The sequence below is a fragment of the Rhizobium sp. Root1203 genome (genome assembly GCF_001424945.1).
Lineage (GTDB): Bacteria > Pseudomonadota > Alphaproteobacteria > Rhizobiales > Rhizobiaceae > Rhizobium.
Genome location: NZ_LMCW01000056.1, coordinates 217957 through 243446 on the forward strand (window position 1 = coordinate 217957; position 25490 = coordinate 243446).

Here is a 25490-nt window from a genome sequence, read left to right on the forward strand (position 1 = left end):
AACCACATGACGGCGGGAAATCGGCGCGACACTATTCACCTTCGGGCGGTTGAGGCATTGGCCTCCCTGCTCCTTTTTCTGTTTTCGGCCTCCCTCTCTCTTGCCGAGCCGCCTCAGAGCCCCGCTCCAGTCGCCTGCCTTTATACCCGGCCGGTTTCCTCGTCCGGGGAAATGCTTTGTATTCGAAAGGACAGTTTTGTCAGCGACCTCTGTGGCGCAATCGAGCGCACCGCCACAGATCACGACCTGCCTCCGGACTTTTTTGCACGCCTGATCTGGCGCGAGAGCAGGTTTCGTCCGGATGCGCTGAGCTACAAGGGCGCGCAGGGCATCGCACAATTCATGCCGGGAACGGCGAAGCTGCGAGGTCTCCAGGACAGCTACGATGTGCTTGAGGCATTGCAGAAGTCGGCGGAGTATCTCGATGAACTACGCCATCGTTTCGGCAATCTCGGACTGGCCGCTGCCGCCTACAATGCGGGTGAGAACGGACTGTCCAACTATCTTGGCGGCGGGAACCTGCCATCCGAGACGCGCAGCTATGTCATGGCAATCACCGCCCGCAGCGTCGATGATTGGAAATCCAACGATTCCGATGTGCCGGAGCGCGCGATGAACAAGGATCGCCCCTTCGTCGAAAGCTGTGTGGCACTTGCTGACAAACGCAGTTGGAGCCAGCCATCCTGGCAAACGGAGGGCACATGGGCGCCTTGGGGGGTGCAACTCGCGGCGCACGCCAATCCCGACGTTGCCCGCCGCCTTTTTTTGGAAGCGGTACAGGGGTTGCCTGCGCCACTCAACCAAGAGCAACCACTTATTCTGCGGCAACGCGACCGGAGTTTCGGCTTCCGCCCACGCTACGTGAGTCGGATCGCGCGTCAGACGAGGGCGGAGGCGAACGACGTCTGCGCTCAAATCCGCAAAAGCAAGAGGATCTGCCTCGTCTTCAAGAACTGAAGTCGCAGGTGGCGCCCCCTGCCGAGAGCCGACACGCCGGAATATTTCATCGATCAATCCGCGTCGACAATATGATCGAGGACAGGGTTCTGTCCACGCCTTCAATGTCGCCAATCTGATCGATGATCTTGTCGAGTTCGCTGATGGAACTCGCAGCGACGATGGCAATCAGATCGAAGCTTCCGCTAACGGAAAAGACCGATCGGACATGGGAAATGGCGTGGAGATCTCGTGTCACGCCCCCCAGCGATTTCGCAGCGAGCGTGATGAGGATGTGTGCTCTGACGAGCCCCCTTTCGAAATCATCAGACAGGCGCACGCCATAGCCTGAAATGACGCCGTCGCGTTCCAGCCGCTCGATCTTCGCCTGAACGGTCGTGCGCGACAGGCCGAGTTTGCGTGCTAGCAGGGCAACCGGCGTCCGTGCGTTTTCACTCAATAACGCCAGGAGGTCACGATCCTTCTCGTTCAACGTCATATTGTCTTATCCAGGCGTCAGTCTGTCCAAAGTCCTTAGTAGAATTAGTCATTCTGGCGCTTGGATTCAACAGGTGGAGGCTGAATAAAAAAACCATAAAGATTGGCCGACAGAGGAGGTTCAAATGCGAAGTGTGGTTGTGGTGGGCGCAGGCAAGATCGGATCGACGATTGCAAGATTGCTGGCCTATTCAGGGGACTACCAGGTCACCTTGGCGGACAGGAGCGCCGAGCAGCTCTCGCAGATCGAAAAGCACGACGCCATCTCCGTTGCCGAGATCGACATTTCCGACGGCGACGCCATGGTACTCTTGCTTGCCGGCAAATTTGCCGTTCTGAGCGCTGCGCCCTATCATCTTACGATCCCGATCGCAGAGGCGGCGGCCAAGGCTGGCGTGCATTATCTTGACCTGACGGAAGATGTTGAATCGACGCGTCAGGTAAAGGCGATCGCTGCCGCAGCCGACACTGCGTTCATTCCACAGTGCGGCCTTGCACCGGGGTTCATCTCGATTGTTGCCAACGACCTTGCCAGCCGCTTCGATACGCTCGACAGCGTGCGGATGCGCGTCGGCGCGCTGCCGCAGTATCCGTCCAACGCGCTCAACTACAACCTGACCTGGAGCACAGACGGCGTTATCAACGAATACATCGAGCCATGCGAGGCGATCGTCGAGGGGCAGCTGATCAAGGTTCCAGCGCTGGAAGAACGAGAAGAATTCTCACTCGATGGCGTAACGTACGAGGCCTTCAACACCTCCGGCGGGCTGGGCACGCTTTGCGAGACCTTGAAAGGCAAGGTTCGGACCCTGAATTACCGCACCATCCGCTACCCCGGCCATGCGGCGATCATGAAGGCGCTGCTGAACGATCTGGGGCTTCGTCATCGTCGCGAGGTGCTCAAGGATATCTTCGAAAACGCGCTTCCTTCGACCATGCAGGACGTCGTGATCATCTTCGTGACCGTCTCCGGTCGCAAAGAAGGACGACTGGTGCAGGAGACGTATGCCAACAAGGTCTATAGCGCTGTCATTGGCGGCCGGATGATGAGCGCAATTCAAATCACCACCGCCTGCAGCATATGTGCCGTCCTCGATATGCTGTCGCAGGGCGTCCTTCCTGCCAAGGGCTTTATCCGCCAGGAGGACATTGGCCTGGATGCTTTCCTGAAGAGCCGCTTTGGCCATCACTATGAGCAAAAGGCCTACTCCGAAAGGGTCGCAAGCTAGAAGTATCGCACCGGCAGTCTCGCCGACAGCGAGGCTGCACCGCCCTGAACGCGGAGCAATTCTGAAACGTCAAGTTCCTCCTATCGAGACACTTGGCGGATGCCTCTCGCCACCTCGTGCGGTCACTGCCTGTCTTCTTCTGCATGCCGCCGCCGGATGTTGCGCACGACCAGCCACATGCCCGCGACGACAAGAGGCACCGAGAGGCCCGTCAGCGCCTCGGGCGCGACGTCGAAGCCGATGATGTGGGCGCCCTTCGCCAGATATCCAAGCAGACCGACGACATAGTAGGAGATAGCGGCGACCGAGAGGCCTTCCACCGTCTGCTGCAGGCGCAGCTGCAGCTGGGCGCGCCGATCCATCGAGTTCAGCAGCGTCGAGTTGATGCGCTCCAGCTCGACATCGATCCAGCTTCGCAGCAATGCCGTGGCGCGGGCGAGCTTGCGCGACAGGTTGGCCTGCCGCTCCTCCACCGATTGACAGGTCCGCATCGCCGGCGCCAGGCGCCGGTCGAGAAACGAGCCCAAGGTTTCGTTCCCCGACGAAGCGGTCTCGGCAAGCGCCCGCACGCGCTCCTGCACAATTTCGTTGTAGGCGCGGCTTGCTCCGAAGCGGTATAGGCTGAGGGCAGCATTGGCCTCAAGGTCAGCCGCCAGGCGCGTGATTTCGGACAGCATTTGGTCGGCCTCGTCGCGGGCATGCTGCTTCATCCGCTGCGTGATTGCCGTCAATCCAGATTCGATGCGGCGGATTTCCGGCGAAAGCGATTGGGCCAGCGGCAGCCCCATCATCGCCAGCGTGCGGTAGGTCTCGATGTCGAGCAGCCGCTGAACGAGGGCGCCGCGCGCGCTGTCGGTCATGCCGCGGTCGATCACGAGGATCTTCGTCAGCCCATGGCCATCCTGACGAAAGTCGGTGAGGATCGTTGCCTGGCCGTTCTTGAGGTCGCTGCGGCACAGGCTGGTCGGATCGAAAACGACGATCTCGTCATCGGTCTCGGCAGTGTCCGGCCTGATTTCCAGTCGAATCCCCGAAATGAACGGTCCAGGCGCTGCAAAGCCGTCGCCAAAGGGATGCACCGGGATGTCCATCCCGAACCGCGCCGGCGCCGGGCTGTCCCAGAAATAGGTCGAGAATTCGGTATGGCGTTCCCATCGCAGCGTTCCCTGGCCCCAGCTTAGCGCGTGATGGCTCGTTTCAAGGGCAGGGGGCGCGACGCCACTCGAGCGCGAGAGGCCGGCAAGTGTTTCCTGGTCCGCGTCGGCTGCAGAGTCTGTCAGAAATGCGAGTTGGAAGATGACGCGCGGGGCTGTGACAAGCGCAAATGGTCGCGCATGTATTTCGCCGATCGCGCGTGCGCGCAGTTCGGCGGGAGGGAAGGCAAAGCTTCCTCGTGTCATCGATCATCCTTTCGAGGCCCGTTCCTTCGAGGCGTAAGAGCTCACGCGTCCCGACATTGGACAGATCGCACACAATAAATCCAACGTAAATCATGCACTTAGGGCGAGGGGGTCGCGAAAGGCAATTCAATCGATTAGCCGACAGAATGCCGCAGCGAAGGGGGCCCCCGGAGGCGTTGGGGTCGACAGCCTGTTATCGATGGCCAACCTGCGATAGTCATTGGGTTGCGGGCTGACGTCGGGCGATCGGGATACAGAGCAGCGCAAAGGCCGTGAGGATGGCAATGATCATCCATGCCTCATTGATGGCCTGAACGCTCGCAGCCGTCTGGACCAACGGATCGAGCATGGCCGTCGTATCCTCATCGAAGCTTCCCGCATGGCCCAAAATGACTTGCACCGGTGCGCCGACGAACGATGCGGCTGCGACGTCGCCGGCCTGTAAGCGGTTCCACAAATCCTGTCCCAGAGGCTCCGACCGTGTGTAGATGATGGTATCGATCAGGGCGATGCCGATCGCCCCGCCAAGATTTCGCATCAGGTTGAAGAGGCCGCTCGCATCGGGCACCTGCTCGGGCGAAAGCGTTCCCAGCGCCAGGCGTGTCGGCGGCAGCAGACAGAACATGATTGCAACCCCACGCACAACCTGTGGCCAAAACATTGCCTTGAAATCGGAAGTGGGGTCCTGGAAGGCACTCATGCCGACCCCGACTGCGAAGAGCGTGAAGCCTATCGCCGACAGCGGCCGCGCGTCCGTCCGTTTCTCCAGTGCAACGACGATCGGCGCAGTCAGAAGTTGGGCGATTCCTGTCACCAGCATGGTTTCTCCGATCTCCAGCGCGCTGTGACCCCTGACGAATGCGAGAAAGACCGGCATCAGATAGACTGAGCCGAACAGGCCGATTCCGAGAGCGAAACTAAGAATGGAGCCCACGAGAAAGTTTCGGTCGCCAAAATTTCGGAGATCGACCAGTGGCTGCGCCCCGCGGAGCGTTCGTGTAGCAAAGATCGCTCCGGATGTGAGGCTGAGCAGGAGCAATCCCGCAACATATGGCGAGCTCCAGCCGGCTGTCGGCGCCTCTTTCATCGCGATCTCCAGGGTGGTCAGGGCTGTTGCCATCATGAGTAGCGACAGGGCATCGAGGTGCCTGATATGCGACGCCTCCAGCCTTTTCCTCGGCAGGGACAGCGACGCCACGACGGCTGCAACAAGACCTGGCACAACGTTAATCAGGAAGAGCCAGTGCCATGAATAGGTTTCGGTGATCCAGCCTCCGACGATGGGTCCCACAGTCGGGGCGAGCACCGCGAGAACGCCGGCTATCGTCGTCGCCAAGGCCTGACGCCTGTTGGGAAACAGAATGAACACGGCTGAGAATACGGATGGAATGATGGTGCCGCCCGAGAAGCCTTGAAGCACCCGCCAGGCCACCAGTTCACCAAAGCTGCTGCTTGCCGCGCAGCCTGCCGAGGCTATGGCGAACAAGGTAATGGCGGTGACGAAGAGCCATCGCATCGTGAGGAGCCGCGTGAGGAAGCCCGTGAGCGGGATCGCAACAACCTCTGCGATCAGGTAGGCCGTTTGGATCCAGCTCATCTGATCGGGACTGATCTCAAGGGCGGATTGTATGGTAGGCAGGGATGTCGCGACGACCTGTATGTCGAGGATCGCCATGAACATGCCAGCGCACATGGCAATAAAGCCAATCCAGACGATGGCAGTTCTTTCGTCTGAGTAGCCTGCTTCAGATCTTCCCGACATTTGACGATCCTGAGCGCGCGGCTCGTATGCAATTGGAAAGGACAATCTGTGCGATCGAAATGACCAAGGCATCGACAGGCAAGCCGATACAGGAGAGCAGGACCGCGATCTCCCCTACACCGACAACATAGTTCGGATGGCGCGAGAAGCGATAGCGGCCGTTCGAGTCAGGTGATCAGGAGGGATCGTTCTGAATTGCACCCATTACCTGCGGAGTTCAGCGAGCACCCGTTCCAGTTCGGCAAGCAGCTCGGCCTGAACGGGAATGCCAAGCGCCTCGTTCCGGTCACGGGCTTCATAGCGCCGCTGCGATGGAAGTCTTGCGCCTTGGTCGGTGATGGAGTGGAACAAGCTCTCGGCTCGTTGAAGGTTTTCCGCTACACCTCCTCCCAGGAACGAGTGCGGATCGAGTGCGATGATAAGCTCGCCGTGACAGGGCGTAACGCCTGCGCCTTCGTCGAAGACCATCGACTCCGCGCTCATCATGTCACCGATCAGCGGTCCGGCAAGAAGTTCGATCATCGCCGACAGGGCTGAGCCCTTGTGCCCTCCAAACGTCAGCATTGCACCCTGCAGCGCTTCGGTGGGATCGGTCGTATCACGTCCCTCGCTATCCAGGGCCCACCCGATGGGGATTGGCTTTCCTGCGCGCCGGTGGAGCTCAATTTCACCGCGGGCAGATGCACTTGTGGCGAAGTCGAAGACAAACGGTCTTCTCTCCGGCCGCGGCCAGCCAAACGCCAGCGGATTGGTCCCAAATGCTGGCTTTGTGCCCCCCGCGGGTGCAACCCAACTGTGGCTCGGTGTGAAGGCCAAAGCCACCAGACCGGTTTCGGCGATAGCCTCCACCTCGGGCCAGAGAGCAGAAAAGTGATAACAGCGCGTGATGGCCATGGCGGCTATGCCCTGTTGCCGCGTCTTGCTGACCAGCTTCGGCAGACCGGTTTCGAACGCAAGCAAGGAATAGCCGTAGTTGGCATCGACCCGAACGATACCCGGCGCCGCATCGTCAACAACCGGGACCGCGTTCGGGTCGATCTTGCCGGCCTTGATGGTTTGGACGCAACCAAGCAGCCGATAGAGCCCATGCGAGTAGCATTCGTCCTGTTGCGCGGCCAATATGGAGCCCGTCACGGTGCGGGCGTGATCGGGTGTCAGACCTGCCGCCAGGAGAATTTCGGTGCTGAGCGTCTGCGCAGCCTCGCGCGTGAGATATATGCTGTTGGAAGACATGCGAGCGTGCCCTGTTGTCACACATGGAAAGAGGCGCGATAGAGCGCCTCTTTTCGATTTGCGTCCAGGGACACCATCCGGATTGCCCCGCGGAATGCAGGTGGAGACGTATGTATCCGTTACGCCGCTTTCTTGCTGAGCGAGGGGCGCGTGGCAGCGGCTTTTTCGACCATGGCAGTCACCTCGGCGCGGCGGGCACCCGTTAGCGGCATGCGCGGCATGCGCACACGTTCCGTGCCGCGGCCCATGATCTGTTCGGCGAGCTTGATCGACTGAACCAGATCGTGTTCCGCATCGAGATGGAGAAGCGGCATGAACCAGCGGTAGATGCGACGGGCTTCTTCCCAGTCACCGCGCTCGGCTGCAGCAATGAGCTGAACGGATTCCTGCGGGAAGGCGCTGGTGAGGCCCGAGACCCAGCCCTTGGCGCCGAGCATCATTCCCTCGAGAGCGACGTCGTCGAGACCGGCAAAAAGGTCGAAGCGATCGCCGAACTCATTGATGAGGTCGGTGAAGCGACGCGGATCCGGTGCGCTTTCCTTGACAGCCTTGATGTTCTTCACACCCTCGAGCTCGCGCAGCACGTCGACGCCGATATTGACGCGATAGGCGGGAGGATTGTTGTAGAGCATGATCGGCAGGGATGTCGCCTCGGCGACCGCCTTGAAATGGGCGACGAGTTCATTCGGCTTCGGCACATAGACCATGGCCGGCAACAGCATAAGGCCATCGGCTCCAAGCTTTTCTGCGTCCCTTGCGTAGGCAATAGCGCGGCGGGTGTCGAACTCGGAGACGCCGGTAACGACAGGCACGCGACCGTTGACGACCTCGACCGCGGCCTTGAGGATCGTGCGCTTCTCCTCGGGATCGAGCGAGTTGTTCTCGCCGCAGGTGCCCATCACGATCAGGCCGGTGACGCCGTCATTGACGAGCGCATCCTGCACACGTTGGGTGTTGTCGAGATCGACCGACAGATCTTCATGGAATTGCGTTGTTACAGCGGGAAAAACGCCGCGCCAGCCAGTGGTCATTTCAGCCTCCTATCGTGTTGGTGAAAACATCAGTATACAAACTGTCGACAAAATCAAGAGACTTGTCGAGCGGAACCGGGACGAGCCCGGCGAGGGTGGCTCGGGCTTGGCTCGTTTGCGCCTGAGACGAACGCAAACCGTTGCTGTGGAAAGAGGCGCGTCAACCAAACGGATCGATCGGGCTCGTCGCTGGGGTCGTGAACCATCGGGCACCGCTTTCCGTCATATAGATGTGGTCTTCCAGACGGATGCCGAACCGGTTCGGGAAGACGATCATCGGTTCATTCGAAAAGCACATGCCTGGTTTCAGATGCATCGCATTTCCACGAACGAGATAGGGCTCCTCATGAATTTCGAGACCCAGTCCGTGGCCGGCGCGGTGCGGTAGACCCGGCAGGTCGTAGTCCGGACCGAGGCCGTGCTTTCTCAAAACACGCCGCGCCGCATCGTCCACGCTGCCGCATAAAGCCCCCGGAACGGCCGCCTCGAAGACAGCCTGTTGCGCTTCCCGCTCGATTGCCCATGCCTCGGCAAAGGCCTCACTCGGCGTTTCCAGCACGTATGTACGGGTCAGATCCGAATGATAGCCATCGATGCGGCAACCGGTGTCCACCAGCACGACATCTCCCGGCTGATATACCTGATCGCCGTCGGCGCCGTGCGGAAGGGAGGTTGCTTCGCCGAAAGAAACGATGCTGAAGGAGGACCCGCCTTCCGCGCCGAGCGCGCGATGCTGTTGGTCGATATACTGGACCACGTCGGAGGCGCGGATGCCGGGCTTGATGAAGTCGCGGGTTCGACGCTGTACCTCGAGCGTCAGATCCATTGCATATTGGATAAGGTCGATTTCGGCCTGCGACTTGCAGAGGCGCAGATCGCGGATCGTCCGGCCGCCGTCAAGCAGTTGTTGGGGTCCCATCTGCGAGGCCAAGGCGTGATAGACGAAGAGGGGCAGGGCGTCGTCAAGAGCCAGCCGCTTCCTCGGGCCGAGAAGCGTTGCGACCAGGGCAGCACTGCTCTCGTCTTCCTCCCAGGTGAGGATCTCGCCGGCAAGTTTTGGCAGGCTTTCGACGCGACTGCGCTCGAAGCCGGGGACAATGTAGTAGAATTCCGAGGGTGTGATCAGAGCGCCCAGAAGGCGTTCGCTCTGATGCCAGACCAAGCCGGTGAAATATCGCAAACTCTCAGTCGGGCCAAGTAGAATGCCGCCTATACCGTCGTCCGAAAGCTTGGTCCTTAGGCGGGCGATGCGCTCCTGACGTTCTTTGTCGGTGATAGGCTGGACGGGATGAGGCCAGGACATTTCTCTGGTTCCAATCTTGAATATTTTGGACAGTGGCGACGAGGATTGACGGTTGGTCTGGAGCTTATAGTGAATGTCGTCAGTTTGTCGACATGGATTTTGGCTTGGCTATCGGCATGGAGATGACGCCGTCGGCGCGATCGCGACGGCATCAATGCGTTCACGGTGGATGATTTGACGGCCACCCGTTGCAATGACCAGTTTCGTGGCGAACAACGGCCTCCGGCGTTGCTCCCTTGTAAGTCCTGTCGACGGCAATGATCTCGCATCGGTTGGCACGTTGAGCGCTACAGCCCCGCATATCCCCGATTGCTTTGTCGGGTACGTCGTGTCGGGCGAAGAGTGCGTTGCACGCTGCCTTCAGCTGCAGCTGAGGGATCTTGTGGATCGTCAACCTGCCGGGATACGGGTGATCGTATCGAGCTGGAGGAATCCACTCGCCGTCGCGGGGGCCGGCAAAGGCTGGCTGGACAAAAATCCCCAGCATGCTCGATAAGACCAGGAAGCCGGCAACTCTCATTCATCTCTCCGTGGATCAATTCGCAAGGGACGTAGCTGAATGGCTGGTTGCGCCGACTGTCCGGCTTCAGAGGTTCTTTATTTCGCGCGCATTGCTGGTTTCGCGCGCGATATATTCCTGAATCTGCCGCACGATCTGGGCTGCGTGTTCGATTGCGAGGCGATCTGCCTTTTCGACGTCGCCGGCTTCGATGGCCGCAATGAGCTGCTCATGCTCCTCTACATATTGACGGGGCAGTCTGTCGTCGAAAGTTGAATAGTAAAGCCTGAGAATTCGGCGCCCTTCATCGAGGAGACGGGAGAAGAAGGCCGTATAGTACGGATTGCCACCTTGCTCGGCGATGGCAACGTGAAACTCCCTGTTCGCCTCGATCATCGCATAAGCATCTCTTGCGACGACGGCACGGGCAAAGTTCTCCTGATGCACGCGGATTTGCAGCATGGTCGCCGGATTCGTCTTTGTTGCTGCGCCTCGCGTGGTCACGCGGTACATGAGCGTCAGTGCATCGAAATAGGTCGGCAATGTCGCAAAGTCGATCGTCGCAACGATTGTGTTGCGGTTCGGCAGCGTCGTCACCAGCCCGTCCGCTGCCAGGCGCAACAGCGCTTCGCGAATAGGCGTTCTCGACATCCCAAAGCGTTCGGAAAGCCGCACCTCGTCGAGCGGGCTGCCGGGTTCCAACGACATCGAGAGAATTTCGCTACGGATTGTGGTATAGACTGATTGCGTGCCCGAGCCTCGGGCTCTATTGACATCGCGACTAGGCTCCGGGCTGGTAGTCGTCATTGACGCGTCCTTCTGCAAGCGGATGAGGCGACTGTCATTTCTGCACACAATTTGTCGACATATCAAGTGCGCGTTACCAGACGGGCGGCGGCTTTCGCGTCGGCCGTCGGTCTGCTCATGGCTGACCGACGGCTAATTTCGGACTTGTAAAAATAATCCATATGTGAACATTGTATTTACATGGGAAGAATTGGTATCGTTCGTGACCATCCGGGAGCCAACGGAACCCAGGCCTCGGCCGCGTGGTCGAGGGAGAGGAAGAGCCTATGACCGAGAGTGCGTCAATGAGGGGCGGTGCGTCTTCGAAGGGAGCGAAGACGATGCCTGCAGATCATGCCGAGATACCGGTTTGGAATGCCGAGAACTGGTTTTATGAAGATTGGCCCGTCGGACAGAAGATAAGATCGTTGCGCCGGACGCTCGGTGAGGGCGATAGCCATCTGTTCAACGCCTTGGTTACGGATATCCATCCCTATGTGCAGGATCAGATCTTCGCCGAGACGGAAGGTCTGTTCGGACGCAGGCTGGTGGCCGGTGCGTTCGTGTTTTCAGCCGGCCTCGGACTTGTCGCGACGAACTGCGTGAACGCGTTTTCGTATGGTTACGACAGGCTGCGCTTCATAAAGCCTGTCTTTATCGGGGACACGATCTACACCATCCGGACCAACCTCGACAAACGACCGCGCTATCAGGACCTCGGCCTGATCCGGGCAAGCTACGAGGTCTTCAAGAACGAAGGCGAATTGGTTCTCTACTGCGAGCACCTTCAGACCGTCAAATACGCAAATCCCGCCGACTTCGTCGGCAAGACAGAGAAATAGCAAAAATGTCGGAAGAGAATGTCTTGCCGCTCGATGGCCTTGTCGTCGTCGATATGAGCCAGTTCCTGTCGGGTCCCTATTGTTCGCTGCGTCTGCAGGATCTTGGCGCCCGGGTGATCAAGATCGAGCGTCCTGACGGAGGGGATCTGTCGAGACGCCTCTATCTCAGTGACACTGAGATCGGCGGCGACTCGACCATTTTCCACGCGATCAACCGCGCCAAGGAAAGCCTCGCCATCGACATGAAGAACGCCGCGGACATGCAGTCGTTGAAGACGCTGCTGGCGAAGGCCGATGTGGTAATCCAGAATTTCCGCCCCGGCGTCATCGAACGCCTCGGGCTCGATTACGCCGCGGTGAAGGCGATCAACCCGCGTATCGTCTATGGCTCGATCAGCGGCTATGGCGAGGAAGGGCCGTGGGTCAAGCGCCCCGGCCAGGATCTTCTGGCGCAATCGCGCTCCGGTGTGATGTGGTTGAATGGCGACGAAAGCCAGGGGCCGGTGCCCTTCGGTCTCGCCGTCGGCGATATGCTCGCTGGCGCGGCGCTTGCCCAGGGCCTCCTGGCGGCGCTCGTCCGGCGCGGCGTCACCGGCAAGGGCAGCCTTGTCGAAACCAGTCTTCTCGAGGCACTTGTCGACTTTCAGTTCGAGGTTCTGACGACGTTCCTGAACGACGGACGCCGCCTGCCCAAACGTGCCGATTTCCGCAGCGCCCATGCCTATCTTTCAGCGCCTTATGGGGTCTATCCCGCCAAGGACGGCTATCTCGCCATAGCCATGACCCCAATTCCGAAGCTGGCCGACCTGCTCGACATGCCGGAACTCGACAAGTACCGAGACGACTCTGCCTCCTGGTTTACCAGCCGCGACACCATCAAGGCCATGATCGCCGCGAAGATCGCGATGGGGTCGGTAGCGGATTGGCTCGCGGTGCTTGAGCCCGCCGATATCTGGTGCGCGAAGGTGTTGAACTGGAACGAACTTCTGGAGAGCGAAGGCTTCTCGGTCCTCGACATGCTCCAGACTGTTACCCGGGATGACAATGTCACCATTCATACCACCCGCTCTCCGCTGAGGGTGAACGGGCAGCGTCCAAAATTCGAGCGTGCCGCGCCTCGCATCGGCGAGCACAGCGCTGCCATCCGCGAGGAGTTCGGATTATGAGCATCACGCTGAAGGGTATGACCTGGAGCCATCCGCGCGGATATGACCCCTTGGTCGCCTGCTCGCATATCTGGCAGGAAAAGACCGGCGTCAACGTGATCTGGGAGAAGCGGTCGCTACAGGATTTCGAAACCTATCCTGTCGATGAGCTCGCGCGAGCCTTCGATCTGATCGTCATCGACCATCCCCATGTCGGCCAGATCACCGGCGAGGGTTGCCTTGCGCCGCTCGATGTTGCCGGACGAGAAGCTGAACGGTTGGCACTTCACGCGGAAAGCGTCGGCGGCTCCTACGAGAGTTACGAGTGGGATAGCCATCAATGGGCCTTTCCGATCGATGCGGCAACGCAGGTTCAGGCCGTGCGCCCCGACCTTGTCGCGCGGCCACCGTCGCGCTGGAGCGATGTTCTCGATCTCGCGGCGAAAGGTCTCGTGCTTTTACCCCTGCGGCCGCCGCACTCGCTGATGACTTTCTATACGCTTGCCGCCAACCTCGGCACGCCTTGCCGCAGCAACGGCAAGGGTACGCTTATCGACGCGGCTGCGGGAGCACGCGTGGTGAACCTGATGCGCGAGCTGGTCAGGCACCTCGATCCCGTCTGCTTCGACCTGGACCCAATCGCGGTTCTGGAGCGGATGTCGGCAGAAGGAGCGAGTGTTGCCTGCTCACCGCTGATCTATGGTTACGTCAGCTATTCAATCGCGGGCTTCAGGCACTATCCCTTGCGCTTCGGCAATATTCCCGCGGCAGGCAATCTCGGCCCTGTGGGCTCGGCGCTCGGCGGCACAGGCATCGCCGTGTCGGCGTTTTCCGGAGCGCGCGCCCAAGCAATCGACTTCGCCTATTGGGTGGCGAGCGGTGACGTTCAGAGCGGCCACTACGCTGCGGCTGGCGGTCAGCCTGGCAATGCCCGGGCTTGGGAAGAGGGCACGGTCAACGCGTCGACGGACGATTTCTATCGTGGGACACGCGACACTTTGGAATCCTCCTGGATCAGGCCGAGGCACAATGGCTACATGGCATTCCAGCAAGAGGGTTCGGACTGCATCAATAGCGGCTTGCTTGGCGGCGAACCAGCGGAGCAGATCGTCGCGAGCTTGAACGGGTTGTTCGTTGCCAGTTTCGGAGCGGGATAGAGCGTCCCGCACCGAAGCTCCTGTCCAGCGGGTCAGTCCGCCGAGGGCGTAACGTCGGATCCTGCCAGAAGCGACAGCTGTCTTGCGGTTTCGACCAACAGCGAGATTGTCTTCGTTATATCCGGCGCTGCAGGGCTGTTTACAAGCGTGATATAGGGAACGGTCAAGGCGGCAATTCCCTTGCCGTCGGGCCCGAGGACCGGCGCTGAGAGGTTATAGACGCCTGCAGTCTGGATGCTGGCCATCATTTCATAGCCGCGCTCGCGGATCTGATCCAGGCGCGCATAGAAGTCGTCAGACAGCACGACTTCACTTCGGCTTTTCACATGTTCCGAAATCATCATTTCCCGCTCTTCCGGGGAACGGAACGCGAGCAGGACGTGGCCCGACCCCGTGTCGAACAGGCTGATATGAGAACCGACGCGGATGGAAATCCCCCAATATTCCGGGGCTTCTTGCTGCGCGACCACCACTGCTGAACCGCGATCGAACACAGCGAGCTGGTTGGCTTGCCTGGAATTGTTCGCAAGCTCCCGCATGAGGGGGGTGGCGTAGGAGGCGAGCCGGCGAACAGGCGCATGCAGTTGCGCGAGGCCAAAAAGCTTCAACGTAAGCGAGTAGCGATCCCCGTCGATACGGGTGACGTAGCCGCGCCGTACAAGCCGGTCGAGCATCCGATAGAACTCGTTGGGGCTTCTATCTAGCCTTTTGGATATTTCCGCCTGCGTCAGCCCGCCATCGACGCTGGCAAGCAATTCCAGGATGTCCAGTCCCTTGTCGAGCGCGGGAGCGCGATAACGATCTGAATCGTCGTTTTCCATTTGTAGCGGTTTCTCCGTGAATACAGACATCCGTATACGAATAATGGCGCTTTTACAAACGAAGTTACCGCTTGACCTCCCGTGAAAATGTTGTTTGTATATAAATCAGTTTCTCACACATGAGGATGCCTTGGACCGGGAGAGGTCTGGGCAAGGGGAGGAGGAAGTACATGAACAAGCTGCTTTCCGGCGTATCGGTCGGGGTGATTGCACTTGCATTGGCATGTGGTGCGGCAAATGCCGCCGACCTGCCGGGCAAGTTTGAAGGGGTGACCATCGATGCCAAGTTGATCGGTGGCCAGCAGTACGAAAAGCTGTACCAGCGGATCGGCGAATGGGAGAAGGAGACCGGCGCCAAGGTCAATATCCTCTCCAAGAAGAACCACTTCGAACTCGACAAGGAGATCAAGTCGGATATCGCGACCGGCGGCATAAGCTGGTGCGTTGGTTCCAACCACTCGTCCTTCGCCCCGCAGTATCCGGACATCTACACGGATCTGTCGGCACTGCTGCCCGCTGAGGAGGTTGCCGCCTTCGTTCCCGCCGTCATCAAGGCGTCGACGCTGAACGGCAAGCTGGTAATGCTGCCGCGTGCGCAATTCGATGTGTCTGCGCTCTATTACCAGAAGAACCTCTACAGCGACGAAGCCAAGAAGACCGCATTCAAGGCAAAGTACGGCTATGACCTTGTGCCGCCGGACACCTGGCAGCAGGTAACCGACCAGGCGGAATTCTTCGCGTCCCCGCCGAATTTCTACGGTACGCAGTTTGCAGGAAAGGAAGAGGCCATCAACGGTCGCTTCTTCGAGATGCTGGTCGCCGAAGGCGGGGAATATCTCGACAAGGACGGCCGTCCGGCATTCAATTCCGACGCCGGCGTCAAGGCGCTCGACTGGTTCGTCAATCTCTACAAGGCAAAGGCAGTGCCTCCGGGCACGACCAATTATCTCTGGGACGATCTTGGCCAGGGCTTTGCCTCCGGCTCGATCGCGCTCAACCTTGACTGGCCGGGCTGGGCAAGCTTCTTCAACGATCCGAAGTCTTCCAAAGTTGCCGGCAATGTTGGCGTGAAGGTTCAGCCAGCCGGGTCCTCCGGCAAGCGTACCGGCTGGTCGGGCCATCACGGCTTCTCGGTCACCGAATCGTGCGCTCATAAAGATGCTGCCGCCTCGCTCGTTTGGTGGTTGACCAACGAGGACAGCCAGAAGCTGGAATCGGCCGCCGGGCCGTTGCCCACCCGCAGTGCGGTGTGGGACTTCAACATCAAGGCCGCCGAAGGAGACGCTTACAAGACTGAGGTTCTGCAAGCCTTCCAGGAAGCGGCGAAGCATGCCTTCCCGGTCCCGCAGACGCCTGAGTGGATCGAGATCTCGAATGCCGTCTACCCTGAGCTTCAGGCGGCGATCCTCGGTGACAAGACCTCGAAGCAAGCGCTGGATACAGCGGCTGAAAAGGCCACTGCCATCCTCCAGGACGCCGGCAAACTCTAAACTGCGCATTACCGAGGCGGCGTCGGCGAACAAGCCGGCGCCGCCTTTCCTTTCATTGAATTGCAGGATGACCTTCGATGAAGATCTCCAGACTCTCGGCACCAGTCTTGCTGCTGACGCCGGCCTTCATCGTTTTGGCGGCCGTGATCATATTGCCGCTCCTATTCTCTTTGTATTCGAGCTTCACGCCGTTCCGCCTGACAAAACCGGATTCGCTCTTCGTTTTCATTGGCTTGCGCAACTATGCCAGCGTCCTGACCAATCGGGAATTCTGGATCGCTTTTGCGCGCACGGTGGTGTTGCTGACAGTCGCGCTGAATTTGGAAATGCTGCTTGGTCTCGGGCTTGCGCTCTTGGTCAACAAGGCGACTCACGGGCAGCGCGTACTGCGCACCGTCATGATGTTTCCGATGATGTTTTCACCGGTTCTCGTCGGCTTCCAGTTCAAGTTCATGTTCAACGACAATATCGGCTTCGTCAACAATGCACTGCAGTCGCTGGGCATTACCGATCAGGCGATCCCGTGGCTCATCGACGGAAATCTGGCGCTGATCTCGATCGTCATCGCGGAAGTGTGGTCATCGACAGCTGTCTTCGCGATCCTCATCCTGGCGGGCCTGCTTGCAATGCCCAGGGACCCGGTGGAAGCAGCACATGTCGATGGCTGCACACCTTGGCAGACCTTCCGTTATGTAACCTGGCCGTACCTGATGCCGTTTGCCTATATCGCGATGACCATTCGCTCGCTCGACGTTGCGCGCGCATATGACATCGTGAAGATCATGACTGACGGCGGGCCGGCCAAGCGCACGGAATTGCTTTGGACGCTGATCGGCCGCACCGCCTACAGCGATGCAAGAATGGGTATGGCGAATGCCATGGCGTATGTCGCTATCCTGCTTTCTATTCTCTTCACCGTGTATTTCTTTCGCAAGCTCGCGGCTGCCCGCCAGCAGATCGGAGCGGAGTGGTAATGGACGTCGTCTCCTCACATCGTCTGCGCCGCCGGATACTAAAGGTCGCGCACCTCATCGGCTTGTTCCTGGCAATGACCGTGATTTGCCTGCCGGGCCTCTGGATCGTGCTGTCGTCGATGCGCCCCACAGTCGAGATCATGGCCAAGCCGCCGGTCTGGATCCCCGAAACGATATCGCTCGATGCCTATCGCGCCATGTTTTCGGGTGCAGGGCAGGGCGGGGTTCCCGTATGGGACTATTTCCGCAATTCGTTGATCATATCCGTCACATCGACGCTGATCGCGCTCGCAATCGGAATGGCCGGCGGCTATGCCTTCGCGCGCTACCGGTTCAAGGCCAAGTCGGCGATCTTCCTCGGCTTCATGCTGACGCGAGCAGTGCCCGGTATCGCGCTCTCGCTGCCGATCTTCATGATCTATGCGCGCACCGGCATCATCGACACGCACTTCGCTCTCATCATCACCTATGTCGCGCTGAACGTGCCCTTCACGATCTGGCTGATCGACGGGTTCTTCAGACAGGTGCCGAAGGATCTTGCTGAGGCCGCGCAGATCGACGGTTGCACGCCATGGCAGGCATTCTGGCAGGTGGAATTTCCGTTGGCTGGGCCCGGGATCGCATCGGCTGGGATATTTGCCTTCCTCACGTCGTGGAATGAATATGCGCTGGCTTCGCAGATCACCCGATCGGTCAACTCCAAGACCCTGCCTGTCGGACTTCTCGACTACACAGCAGAGTTCACCATCGACTGGCGCGGGATGTGCGCTCTTGCGGTCATCATGATCGTTCCGGCACTGACACTCACCTTCATCATCCAGAAACATCTGGTCTCGGGCCTCACCTTCGGTGCGGTAAAAGGATAACTCATGGCTCATGTAACGCTCAGGAAACTCGTCAAGCGCTACGGCGCCCTGGAGGTCGTTCACGGCATAGATCTCGAGGTCAAGGATCGCGAGTTCATAGCATTGGTCGGCCCCTCGGGTTGCGGAAAATCGACCACGTTGCGCATGATCGCGGGGCTCGAGGATGTCAGCGGCGGCCAGATCGAAATCGGCAATACAGTTGTGAACGACCTGCCGCCGAGAGCACGGAATATCTCCATGGTCTTCCAGTCCTATGCGCTCTATCCGCATATGAGCGTGGCCGAGAACATGGGTTTTTCCCTGAAAATTGCAGGCCGCTCAGCTGACGAGATCAAGGAGCGGGTTGCCGAGGCAGCGACGATCCTCGATCTGTCGCACCTTCTCGAGCGTCGGCCAGCCCAGCTTTCGGGCGGTCAGCGCCAACGCGTTGCCATGGGGCGCGCTATCGTTCGGCAACCGGAGGTCTTCCTGTTCGACGAGCCACTGTCGAACCTTGACGCCAAGTTGCGCACGCAGGTCCGCACCGAGATCAAGAAACTGCATGCACGCATGCAGGCAACCATGATCTATGTGACCCACGACCAAATCGAGGCGATGACGCTCTCGGATCGAATTGTCATCATGCGGGATGGCTATATCGAGCAGGTGGGAACGCCGGAGGACGTCTTCAGGAAGCCGGCAACCAAATTCGTGGCAGGCTTCATTGGATCGCCGCCGATGAATATGGACGAGGCGACAGTCAGCGGCGGGGAACTCGTATTCTCCGGCGGCGCACGGCTACCGGTTCCGCCACGGTTCAGCACGCGTGTCAGCGAAGGACAGAAGGTGTCCTTCGGGTTGCGCCCCGACGATGTCTACCCGACAGGTCACGGATTGCACGGCGGCGAGGCAAGTGCGGTCCATCAGTCCGAGCTGACCGTCTCGATCACCGAACCGCTCGGCAACGAGACTCTGGTTTTCACCCAGTTCAATGGCCGCGACTGGGTTTCGCGCATGCTCAACCCACGACCGCTGCAGACCGGAGAGAAGGTGCCGATGAGCTTCGACCTCTCAAAGGCGCACCTCTTCGATATCGAGACCGGCAAGACCTTGGACATCTGACATGGCGAAGATAGAGAAAATTGAACTGAGAATGGTGGACCTTCCACCGAAGGTTAAGCGCACGGATGCGATCCAGAGCTTCGTCAGCCAGGAAACTCCCATCGTCACCATAACGGATAGCGACGGGGCAGTCGGCACAGGTTACAGCTACACGATCGGCACGGGTGGTTCGTCCGTCATGCGGCTGTTGTCGGACCATCTGGTCCCGATTTTGATCGGAGAGGATGCCGACTGCATCGAAGCGATATGGCACAAGATGGAATTCGCTACGCATGCGACGACCATCGGGGTCATCACCGCGCTGGCCCTTGCGGCCGTGGACACGGCACTTTGGGATCTGCGGGCCAAGAAACAGAACCTGCCGCTATGGAAACTCGCCGGCGGCGCTAAGGATCGCTGCCCGCTCTATACCACCGAGGGCGGCTGGCTCCACATCGAAAAGGAAGCACTTGTCGAGGACGCTTTGCAGGCCAAGGCGAAGGGTTTTTCAGGCTCAAAGGTCAAGATCGGCAAGCCGCATGGCGCGGAAGACTATGCTCGTCTGTCCGCGATGCGTGCCGCCCTGGGCGATGGCTTCGAGATTATGACTGACTGCAATCAGGGCTTTACCGTTGACGAAGCAATCCGCCGCGCCGCGCGTCTGAAGGAGCTCGACCTTGCCTGGATCGAGGAACCGTTGCCGGCCGACGATCTTGACGGACATATCCGGCTCACCCGCTCGACGCCAACGCCGATTGCAGTGGGCGAATCGATCTATTCGATCCGCCATTTCCGCGAATACATGCAGAAAGGCGCTTGCTCGATCGTGCAGGTAGACGTCGCCAGGATCGGTGGCATCACGCCTTGGCTGAAGGTTGCGCATGCGGCAGAGGCGTTCGACATCCCCGTTTGCCCCCACTTCCTGATGGAGCTGCATGTCAGCCTCGTCTGCGCTGTGCCGAACGGCAAGTATGTCGAGTATATTCCCCAACTCGACGATCTAACCACCAAGGGTATGGAGATCGTCGACGGAAAGGCGATCGCCCCCTCGGCGACCGGGATCGGCATCGCTTGGGACTGGGATGCGGTGAAAGCGCGATCGATCCCGGAATTTACCGCCGAGTTCCGCGCTTAGGAGATGTGCCATGCAACGTATGGGAATGGTAATCGCGCTCAAACCAGGGAAGATCGCTGAATACAAGCGGCTTCACTCGGCGGTGTGGCCCGACATCCTGGCGCTGATCTCCGAGTGCAACATAACCAACTATACGATTTTCCTGAAGGAACCGGAGAACCTGCTATTCGGAACATGGGACTACGTCGGCGCCGATTTCGAAGCAGATATGGCAAAAATGGCCAGTCATCCAAGGAACAAGGAATGGTGGGCGGTCTGCATGCCTTGCCAGCAGCCGTTGGAAACACGCAAGGACGGCGAATGGTGGGCGATGATGGAGGAGGTATTCCATCATGACTAAGTCATTCGATCCGCGTCGTTTGCAGCAATGGTGGCCAAGGCCGGCCGCTCCGAAACCGATTGTCATCTTCGGTGCTGGAAGCATCGTCGGTGATGCACACCTTCCGGCCTATCGGAAGGGTGGCTTTCCGGTTGCCGGGATTTACGATCCGAACCGCGTAAAGGCTGAGGAGCTCGCTGCGCAATGGGGTATCTCCGTATTTGCGACCTGCGAGGAGGCCGCCGCCGTGGAGGGCGCCATCTTCGACCTTGCGACGCCGCCTGCCGCCCATGCCGGCATATTGTCGCAATTGCCGCAAGGTGCGTCTGTCCTGATCCAGAAGCCGATGGGCGGCGATCTGGCACAGGCCACCGAGATCCTGTCGATCTGCCGCGCGCGAGATCTCCGCGCCGCCGTCAATTTCCAGCTTCGGTTTGCGCCGATGATGCTCGCGCTAAAGGACGCAGTGCGCGAGGGATATCTCGGTGACATCGTCGATTTCGATGCCTGGCTCGCGCTCTCCACTCCATGGGGACTCTGGCCCTTCCTCAAGGGCCTGCCACGGATCGAGATCGCGATGCACTCGATTCACTATTTCGACTTTGTTCGCAGTCTCCTGGGCAACCCCGACGGCGTTCACGCAAAGACTGTAGGGCACCCGAACCACGACGTGGCGCAAACCCGCACGGCCGCCATACTCGACTATGGAGACAAAGTGCGGTGTGTTTTGTCGGTCAATCACGACCACGATTTCGGGCGCAAGTTTCAGGCCTGCGAATTCCGTATCTCCGGAACGCGGGGCGCCGCCTATATCAAGCTCGGCATCAATCTCGACTATCCCCGCGGCGAGCCAGACGCTCTGTGGATCAAGCCCGATGGTGGGGACTGGTCGGAGGTGGAGCTTGAGGGCTCCTGGTTTCCGGACGCCTTTGTCAACCGCATGGCAAATCTGCAGCGCTTCGCGTGCGGCGAGGATATGGAACTCGTTGGATCGGCCGAAGACGCTTGGCACACCATGGCTCTTGTCGAGGCGGCCTATCAATCGAGCGCTGCGCCGGCAACGCCGCTCGCAACCCTTCCAAAGGCTTAGGGCATGGGCGAACAGATCATTCATTTCGAAGACTATCGGATTGGCGACGAAAGGATGACGACAGGACGGACGATCACCGAGACGGACTTTGTCGTGCATGCAGGCCATACCGGCGATTTCTTCCCGCATCACATGGATGCTGAGTTTGCCAAGACCCTCCCGGGTGGCCAGCGCATTGCTCACGGTACCATGGTCTTTTCGATCGGCGTCGGACTGACGGCATCCCTGATCAACCCGGTTGCGTTTTCGTATGGCTACGACCGCCTTCGCTTCGTGCGCCCTGTTCATATAGGCGATACGATCCGTACGCGCGTGACGATTTCGTCCAAGGAGGACGATCCCAAGCGAAAGCATGTGGGCAGGGTCGTCGAACGCTGCGAAGTTCTCAATCAACGGAACGAAGTCGTTCTGGCGGCCGATCACATCCTGATCGTCGAACGCAAATCCCAGTGAAAGAGCGGATACAATGACCGATTATCTCAAGGGTAAGACAGTGCTGATCACCGCGGCGGCGCAAGGCATCGGCCGCGCCTCCGCGCTTGCCTTCGCTAAAGCCGGTGCAAAGGTTTATGCGACTGACATCAACGCTGACGTTCTTTCGCAAATCGCCGGCGAAAATGGAGTAAACACCCGAAAACTCAATGTCCTCGACGATGATGAGGTCAAGGCGCTCGCCGCCGAGATCGGCGTCGTCGATGTGCTCTTCAATTGCGCAGGGGTGGTTCACAACGGCAGTATCCTCGAGATGCCGGACAAGGATCTCGATTTTGCCTTCGATCTGAACGTCAAGGCGATGATCCGCACGATACGGGCGGTTCTGCCCGGAATGCTGGAGCGAAACGACGGTTCCATCGTCAACATGGCGTCCGTCGCCTCCAGTGTGAAAGGCGTTCCCAATCGCTTCGCCTACGGTGTGACCAAGGCCGCGGTGATCGGCCTCACCAAGGCCGTGGCGGCAGATTACGTTGCGCGGGGCGTTCGCTGCAACGCGATCTGCCCGGGTACGGTCGAAAGCCCTTCGCTGCAGGACCGGCTGCGCGCGCAAGGAGACTTCGATGCTGCGCGCGCTGCGTTCATCGCCCGCCAGCCCATCGGCCGCATCGGTACTCCGGAAGAGATCGCCGAACTTGCTGTTTACGTGGCCGGTGCAACCTATACGACCGGCCAGGCATTCGCCATCGATGGCGGCTGGACGATCTGACACTTTCAAATATGCCCATCAGGAAAATATCATGAAACTTCTTCGTTACGGCGAGCCCGGCCATGAGCGGCCGGGCATCCTTGCTGCCGACGGCGTCATCCGGGACCTTTCGGGCAATATCCCGGATCTATCCGGTGCCGCTCTCGATCCAGGCAAGCTTGCCGACCTGTCGCGGCTTGATATCGAGAGCCTGCCCGCAGTGACGGGAACGCCGCGATTGGGTCCCTGCGTTGCCGGTACAGGCAAATTTATCTGCATCGGCCTCAACTATTCCGACCACGCGGCCGAGACGGGCGCGACGGTTCCTCCGGAGCCGATCATCTTCATGAAAGCGACCTCCGCAATTGTCGGCCCGAATGATGATCTCGTCATTCCGCGCGGTTCGGAAAAGACGGATTGGGAGGTCGAACTCGGCGTCGTTATCGGTCGGAAGGCCAAGTATGTGACCGAGGCCGAGGCACTCGACTACGTTGCTGGCTATTGCACCATCCATGACGTCTCGGAGCGCGCCTTCCAGATCGAGAGACAAGGACAGTGGACGAAGGGCAAGTCCTGCGACACTTTCGGCCCGACAGGTCCTTGGCTCGTGACGAAGGACGAAGCGGGCGATCCCCAAAACCTCGGCATGTGGCTGAAGGTCAACGGCGAAACCATGCAGGACGGCTCCTCCAAGACGATGGTCTACGGCGTGGCCTATCTGGTATCCTACCTCTCGCAGTTCATGTCCCTGCAGCCAGGTGACATCATATCGACCGGTACGCCACCGGGCGTGGGTATGGGCATGAAGCCGCCGCGTTACCTGAAGCCGGGCGATGTGGTCGAACTTGGTATCGAACGGCTTGGCTGCCAGAAGCAGACTGCCATAGCCGACATCTGAACCGCGTCATTCGTCGACATCCTGCGTCTACGGGTTCACCCCCGGACACCCGCCAGCACTGGAGGTTTCAATGCCCCGCATTACCAGAATGCAAGTTTTCGATCTGCGATTTCCGACCTCGCTCAGCCTCGACGGTTCGGACGCGATGAACCCCGATCCGGACTACTCCGCCGCCTACGTCATTCTCGGCACCGACGAGCCGGGGCTTGAAGGCCACGGGCTGACGTTCACGATTGGCCGCGGCAACGACATCTGCTGCATGGCGATCCGCGCGATGGAACATCTGGTTGTCGGAACGGACCTCGACGAGATCCTCGCTGCGCCCGGCAGATACTGGCGGCATCTGACGAGTGACAGCCAATTGCGCTGGATCGGTCCGGAGAAGGGTGCCATCCATCTTGCCACGGGCGCCGTGGTCAATGCGGTCTGGGATATGTTGGCTCGACGCGCCGGCAAGCCGGTCTGGCAGATGGTCGCCGAGATGTCGCCCGAGGAAATCGCCGATATCGTCGATTATCGCTACATGACCGATGTGCTGACCCGCGATGAGGCGGTAGACATTCTGAAAAGAGCCGAACCGGGGAAGGCCGAACGCATCGCCACGCTGAAGCGGGACGGCTATGCGTGCTACACCACATCGGCCGGATGGCTCGGCTATTCCGAGGAAAAGCTGCGCAGGCTTTGCCAGGAGGCGATCGATGCGGGCTTCAACCACGTCAAGATGAAGGTCGGGCGTGATCTTGAAGACGATATTCGCCGCCTCACCATTGCACGCGAGGTCATCGGACCGGATCGCTACCTGATGATCGACGCCAATCAGGTTTGGGAGGTGGGACAGGCCATAGATTGGGTGAAAAAGCTGGCCTTTGCCAAGCCGTATTTCATCGAAGAGCCGACCAGCCCGGACGACGTGGCGGGCCATCGGAAAATTCGTGAGGCGATCGGCCCTGTCAAGGTTGCGACCGGCGAGATGTGCCAGAACAGGATCATGTTCAAGCAGTTCATCGCCGAAGGCGCGATCGATATCGTGCAGATCGACAGCTGCCGCATGGGTGGCCTCAACGAGGTTCTTGCCGTGCTGCTCGTGGCCGCCAAATTCGGCCTGCCTGTCTGGCCGCACGCAGGCGGTGTGGGGCTGTGCGAATACGTCCAGCACCTGTCGATGATCGACTACATCGCCGTTTCGGGAACCAAGGACGGCCGTGTGATCGAGTATGTCGATCATCTGCACGAACATTTCGTCGATCCCTGCATCATCCGGAACGCAGCCTATATGCCACCGGAAAGCGCTGGGTTCTCGATCGAAATGAAGCGCAGTTCCATCGAGAACTATACTTTCAAGGGATAGCGGGGCTATCCGCCGGCAATCGTGCATCCGATGCAAGAAGCAGAACCGCGCTCGGCTGAGCGCGGTTCTGCTTGTCTGAGATGTAGAGAGGTCCCTTTCGTCAGCGTGGTCCATAGCAAATCCGATCGCGGCAGCCAGACGCTGGCCGGCGAGAGCCGGCTCCTTGCAAGCTTCCGGTTGTTGCAGCCGCAGCGGAATAGACGTGACAACGATCAACTGAGCTCTGCGGCCGGCTTGGCCTCCAGGGCGTGCGTTTTGCCAGGGCTCTACGTCCCGGCGAGGGAAGCCGAACGGCATTGCCGGAGTCAGCTGATGGCGCCCCGTTCCGGCCCTGTTCGCCCTCGAATAAAATCGGTGTTATGAATCAGTATGTTACAAAATTGTGAAAAAACATTGTTTGGGTGTGTTGACTTGGAAAAGGGGATCGCCGTATAAGCCCCCTCACTGAACGAGGGCGGCGGCGCTGCT

At 59.5% G+C, this 25490-nt stretch carries 24 protein-coding genes; 16 read left to right on the plus strand and 8 right to left on the minus strand.

The annotated features are described in order from the left end of the window. The first annotated feature begins 6 nt into the window (after positions 1-6). Positions 7-957 (plus strand): lytic transglycosylase domain-containing protein, encoded by a 951-nt coding sequence (locus ASC97_RS29190; protein WP_057471866.1) that lies wholly within the window; start codon positions 7-9, stop codon positions 955-957. Between the two features lie 46 nt (positions 958-1003). Here the strand turns inward: ASC97_RS29190 and ASC97_RS29195 are convergent, their stop codons facing one another. After that, positions 1004-1435 carry an Lrp/AsnC family transcriptional regulator gene (locus ASC97_RS29195; protein WP_057471817.1) on the minus strand — a complete coding sequence of 144 codons (432 nt, stop codon included), beginning with the start codon at positions 1433-1435 and terminating at the stop codon, positions 1004-1006. A 124-nt stretch (positions 1436-1559) separates the two neighbouring features. Between ASC97_RS29195 and ASC97_RS29200 the strand changes: the two genes are divergently transcribed. Next, on the plus strand, positions 1560-2663 hold the full coding sequence (locus ASC97_RS29200) for a saccharopine dehydrogenase family protein (RefSeq protein ID WP_057471818.1): 1104 nt from the start codon (positions 1560-1562) through the stop codon (positions 2661-2663). Between the two features lie 122 nt (positions 2664-2785). Here ASC97_RS29200 and ASC97_RS29205 read toward each other — a convergent pair whose 3' ends face one another. The 6 genes from ASC97_RS29205 to ASC97_RS29235 form a co-directional block, all read right to left on the minus strand. Next, a complete protein-coding gene (locus tag ASC97_RS29205) occupies positions 2786-4063 on the minus strand; it encodes a DUF3422 family protein (protein WP_057471819.1) in 1278 nt (425 codons plus the stop codon). A 217-nt stretch (positions 4064-4280) separates the two neighbouring features. Then, positions 4281-5825: a DHA2 family efflux MFS transporter permease subunit gene (locus ASC97_RS29210; protein ID WP_057471820.1), complete on the minus strand. Its 1545-nt coding sequence runs from the start codon at positions 5823-5825 to the stop codon at positions 4281-4283. 204 nt (positions 5826-6029) lie between these two features. Next, positions 6030-7058 (minus strand): Ldh family oxidoreductase, encoded by a 1029-nt coding sequence (locus ASC97_RS29215; RefSeq protein ID WP_057471821.1) that lies wholly within the window; start codon positions 7056-7058, stop codon positions 6030-6032. 119 nt (positions 7059-7177) lie between these two features. After that, positions 7178-8089, minus strand: a complete 912-nt coding sequence (locus ASC97_RS29220) for a dihydrodipicolinate synthase family protein (RefSeq protein ID WP_057471822.1) — start codon at positions 8087-8089, stop codon at positions 7178-7180. Positions 8090-8249: 160 nt separating this feature from the next. Then, positions 8250-9392 carry a M24 family metallopeptidase gene (locus ASC97_RS29225; protein ID WP_057471823.1) on the minus strand — a complete coding sequence of 381 codons (1143 nt, stop codon included), beginning with the start codon at positions 9390-9392 and terminating at the stop codon, positions 8250-8252. 586 nt (positions 9393-9978) lie between these two features. Then, the gene (locus tag ASC97_RS29235) at positions 9979-10698 is read right to left on the minus strand and encodes a GntR family transcriptional regulator (RefSeq protein WP_057471825.1); all 720 of its coding nucleotides are present in this window, start codon (positions 10696-10698) and stop codon (positions 9979-9981) included. Between the two features lie 266 nt (positions 10699-10964). Between ASC97_RS29235 and ASC97_RS29240 the strand changes: the two genes are divergently transcribed. The 3 genes from ASC97_RS29240 to ASC97_RS29250 are packed head-to-tail and all read left to right on the plus strand — an operon-like array spanning position 10965 to position 13821. Further along, complete coding sequence (locus ASC97_RS29240; protein WP_057471826.1) at positions 10965-11519, plus strand: MaoC family dehydratase; 555 nt, start codon at positions 10965-10967, stop codon at positions 11517-11519. Positions 11520-11524: 5 nt separating this feature from the next. Then, positions 11525-12685, plus strand: coding sequence for a CaiB/BaiF CoA transferase family protein (locus ASC97_RS29245; protein WP_057471827.1), 1161 nt, complete (start codon positions 11525-11527; stop codon positions 12683-12685). After that, positions 12682-13821 (plus strand): ABC transporter substrate-binding protein, encoded by a 1140-nt coding sequence (locus ASC97_RS29250; protein ID WP_113001215.1) that lies wholly within the window; start codon positions 12682-12684, stop codon positions 13819-13821. Before ASC97_RS29245 ends, ASC97_RS29250 begins: the two co-directional genes overlap by 4 nt. A 32-nt stretch (positions 13822-13853) precedes the next feature. Here the strand turns inward: ASC97_RS29250 and ASC97_RS29255 are convergent, their stop codons facing one another. Further along, positions 13854-14642, minus strand: a complete 789-nt coding sequence (locus ASC97_RS29255) for an IclR family transcriptional regulator (protein WP_057471829.1) — start codon at positions 14640-14642, stop codon at positions 13854-13856. Between the two features lie 170 nt (positions 14643-14812). On the opposite strand from ASC97_RS29255, the gene ASC97_RS29260 reads away from it, so the two are divergent. The 11 genes from ASC97_RS29260 to ASC97_RS29310 all read left to right on the plus strand — a co-directional run bounded on the left by ASC97_RS29260 (position 14813) and on the right by ASC97_RS29310 (position 25022). Then, entirely contained in the window at positions 14813-16132 is a 1320-nt protein-coding gene (locus ASC97_RS29260; RefSeq protein WP_057471830.1) for an extracellular solute-binding protein, read from the plus strand. A 77-nt stretch (positions 16133-16209) separates the two neighbouring features. Continuing rightward, positions 16210-17106 (plus strand): carbohydrate ABC transporter permease, encoded by an 897-nt coding sequence (locus tag ASC97_RS29265; RefSeq protein ID WP_057471831.1) that lies wholly within the window; start codon positions 16210-16212, stop codon positions 17104-17106. Continuing rightward, entirely contained in the window at positions 17106-17972 is an 867-nt protein-coding gene (locus ASC97_RS29270; protein ID WP_057471832.1) for a carbohydrate ABC transporter permease, read from the plus strand. The genes ASC97_RS29265 and ASC97_RS29270 overlap by 1 nt, the downstream gene beginning before the upstream one ends. Positions 17973-17975: 3 nt before the next feature. Next, positions 17976-19073, plus strand: coding sequence for an ABC transporter ATP-binding protein (locus ASC97_RS29275; protein WP_057471833.1), 1098 nt, complete (start codon positions 17976-17978; stop codon positions 19071-19073). A 1-nt stretch (position 19074) separates the two neighbouring features. Further along, the gene (locus tag ASC97_RS29280) at positions 19075-20187 is read left to right on the plus strand and encodes a mandelate racemase/muconate lactonizing enzyme family protein (protein WP_057471834.1); all 1113 of its coding nucleotides are present in this window, start codon (positions 19075-19077) and stop codon (positions 20185-20187) included. Between the two features lie 10 nt (positions 20188-20197). After that, entirely contained in the window at positions 20198-20527 is a 330-nt protein-coding gene (locus ASC97_RS29285; protein WP_057471835.1) for an L-rhamnose mutarotase, read from the plus strand. Further along, on the plus strand, positions 20520-21596 hold the full coding sequence (locus tag ASC97_RS29290; protein ID WP_057471836.1) for a Gfo/Idh/MocA family protein: 1077 nt from the start codon (positions 20520-20522) through the stop codon (positions 21594-21596). The genes ASC97_RS29285 and ASC97_RS29290 overlap by 8 nt, the downstream gene beginning before the upstream one ends. Positions 21597-21599: 3 nt before the next feature. Beyond that, a complete protein-coding gene (locus tag ASC97_RS29295) occupies positions 21600-22049 on the plus strand; it encodes a MaoC/PaaZ C-terminal domain-containing protein (protein ID WP_057471837.1) in 450 nt (149 codons plus the stop codon). Between the two features lie 13 nt (positions 22050-22062). Then, a complete protein-coding gene (locus ASC97_RS29300) occupies positions 22063-22797 on the plus strand; it encodes an SDR family oxidoreductase (protein WP_057471838.1) in 735 nt (244 codons plus the stop codon). 31 nt (positions 22798-22828) lie between these two features. Next, positions 22829-23674 carry a fumarylacetoacetate hydrolase family protein gene (locus tag ASC97_RS29305; protein WP_057471839.1) on the plus strand — a complete coding sequence of 282 codons (846 nt, stop codon included), beginning with the start codon at positions 22829-22831 and terminating at the stop codon, positions 23672-23674. A 70-nt stretch (positions 23675-23744) separates the two neighbouring features. After that, on the plus strand, positions 23745-25022 hold the full coding sequence (locus tag ASC97_RS29310; protein ID WP_057471840.1) for an L-fuconate dehydratase: 1278 nt from the start codon (positions 23745-23747) through the stop codon (positions 25020-25022). The last annotated feature ends 468 nt before the right edge of the window (positions 25023-25490 follow it).